The sequence below is a fragment of the Oleiphilus sp. HI0123 genome (genome assembly GCF_001635315.1).
Map to the genome: position 1 here is coordinate 1 of NZ_LWGE01001219.1, position 2,852 is coordinate 2,852.

At 44.1% G+C, this 2,852-nt stretch carries 1 protein-coding gene; it reads left to right on the plus strand.

Annotated features, from left to right (window positions below; genetic code table 11):
• A partial coding sequence (gene pepN, locus A3761_RS13920; RefSeq protein WP_068750363.1) for an aminopeptidase N occupies positions 1-2,319 on the plus strand: 2,319 nt, incomplete at its 5' end.
• Between the last annotated feature and the right edge of the window lie 533 nt (positions 2,320-2,852).

Genomic DNA, 2,852 nt, shown 5'->3' on the forward strand with positions numbered 1-2,852 from the left:
GGCTTGTACAAGTCTTCGTCAATGTTTTGTACCCAGTGTGAAGCCGAGGGTTTCAGACGAATTACCTATTACATGGATCGTCCTGACGTACTAACGGTATTTACGACGCGCATCGAAGCTGATAAAGCGCTTTACCCGAACCTGCTTTCCAATGGTAATGCTATTGAGTCGGGAAACTTGGAAGATAATCGTCATTTTGTTACTTGGCACGACCCTCATCCAAAGCCTTGTTACTTGTTTGCTTTGGTGGCAGGTGATTTACATTGCCATGAAGACTCCTTCAAAACCATGTCTGGACGTCAGGTGGCCCTGAAGATCTTTGTTGATCATAAGAATGCAGATAAGTGCGATTACGCACTAGATTGTTTAAAAAGGTCGATGCGCTGGGATGAAGAAGTCTACGGGCGAGAGTACGACCTGGATATATTTATGATTGTCGCGGTGGACGATTTTAATATGGGCGCCATGGAGAATAAAGGTCTGAATATCTTCAATTCATCCTGTGTTTTGGCAAAGCCCGATGCAACAACAGATGCGGGTTATCAGCGCATTGAGGCGATTGTTGCACATGAGTATTTTCACAACTGGTCTGGCAATAGAGTTACTTGCAGAGATTGGTTCCAGCTAAGCCTGAAAGAAGGGTTTACCGTATTTAGGGATTCAGCATTTTCTGCCGATATGAATTCCTCCGTGGTTAAACGTATCGAGGATGTAAATGTTCTGCGAACCGCACAGTTTGCTGAAGATGCAGGCCCGATGTCACACCCGGTTCGTCCGGCTTCCTATATGGAAATTTCAAACTTCTATACCCTGACGGTTTATGAAAAAGGGGCAGAGGTTGTTCGCATGCTGCATACTCTCTTAGGGCCGAAGCAGTTCCGGGCAGGGAGTGATTTATATTTTGACAGGCATGATGGGCAAGCGGTCACAACTGAAGACTTCGTTTCGGCAATGGCTGACGTTTCCGGGATGGATCTGGAACAGTTTAAGCTCTGGTACGATCAGGGCGGGACGCCAGAGCTGCAAGTGAGTTCTAGCTATAATGCCAATAGCAAACAATATACCTTGAGCTTGAGTCAGTCTTGCCCTGCAACACCTGGGCAAGATTTAAAAGAGCCGTTTCATATCCCTGTATCTATTGCATTGTTGGACTCAGAAGGGCAGGAGCTTCCCTTATCAATTGCGGATGGCGCTAAAGAATGTGTTTTTGAGCTAATCGAAGCACGAGAATCAATTGTTTTTGAGGGTATCGAAGCAGAACCGGTTCCATCATTACTAAGAGGCTTTTCGGCTCCGGTCAAGTTGTCCTATCAGTATACTGATGAGCAATTGGTATTTTTGTTTCAGCATGACTCCGATGGTTTTAACCGCTGGGAGGCAGGGCAGGCATTGGCATTGCGCATCCTGCAGGGCTTAATCAAATCTTATCAGCAAGGGCTGGAGCTGGTGTTACCCCAGAGTTTTGTCGAGGCGTATCGAGGTTTGCTCACAGATAGCTCTTTAGACAAAGCAATGGTTTGCAAGATGCTGATGCTACCCGCTGAGAGCTATCTTGTGCAGCTGGCGGAGCAAGCAGATGTTGATGCCATTCATGCTGCAAGAGAATTTGTTCGACAGGCCTTGGCTAATCAGCTAGGTGACGAGCTATATGCAGTTTATCGTGACAATATTGTTGAGTCGGAATTACCTGCTTTGGATTATGGCTCTATGTCACAACGGGCATTAAAAAATGCGGCTTTATCTTTAATGTCAGCAATAGGTGGTTCATCTGCAAGTCAAATGGCAGATGTTATTAACCTGGCTAAAAAGCAGTTTGCAAATGCTGATAATATGACTGATAGCTTTTCTGCTTTGAGCGCTTTGGTAAATTCAGGAGATGCCTCAGAGGCTGAGCAAGCACTAGAAGCCTTTCATGCTCAGTGGAAGGACGATGCTCAGGTTATCGAGTTATGGTTCTCTGTTCAGTCTTCAAGTGCTGCGTTTATGACATTAGAGCGCCTAAAAGCATTAATGGAAACGCCAGATTTTGATATAACCAACCCTAACAAGGTTCGCTCGGTTGTGGGTGCCTATTGTGGTCAGAACCTGGTTCGTTTCCATGACCTGTCGGGAGAAGGTTACGAGTTTCTCGCCGATATTATTATCAAACTAGATGATATGAATCCTCAAATTGCAGCAAGGCTTATGACTCCCCTGACGCGATGGAAGCAGTTTGATGATAATCGACAGAAGTTAATGTGCGAGCAGATTGAAAGGATTCAATCGAAAGAGGCGCTCTCAAAAGATGTTAGAGAAGTTGTCGAGAAAAGTCTTGTATAAGCCGGTTTAAGCTCTTTTGAAATAAGTCCAAAAATAATTGCCCGCAAGCTGAGCTGACAGGGTTCAGCTTGCTAGGGCCACATTGAGCATAGTTTCGCCCTTCGTACCGTCCTGCATGAGAGGTCATGCACTCATTAGTCTGTTTTTTGCTCAAAACCTTCCTTAGATATATTTCATAACAAAACTAAAATAGACAGATCGAAAAAATCTGCTAAAAATTAATAGCATGGCTAATCTTTTTGAAGGAAATTGAAAAGTATTATCGGAAGGTTTTGCCAGTATCAGCGATAACAGGTTTAGGCCAAAAAATGTTAATCCAGATGCGGGCGACCACTCTCGTTAATAATGAGTGTGGCGATTTTAGAGTGTAGTAATACAACAATGGGTGTGTTTCAAGGTAATCATATGAAAAACAAGTCTATTTTGCTTTGTAGTGTGCTAGCGCTGGTTTTGGGTGCGCTCAATGCAAATGCGAAAGTTTCAACGAAAGAAGTTAATAAGTTAGGGAATTCTTTAACGCCGTTCGGTTCGAT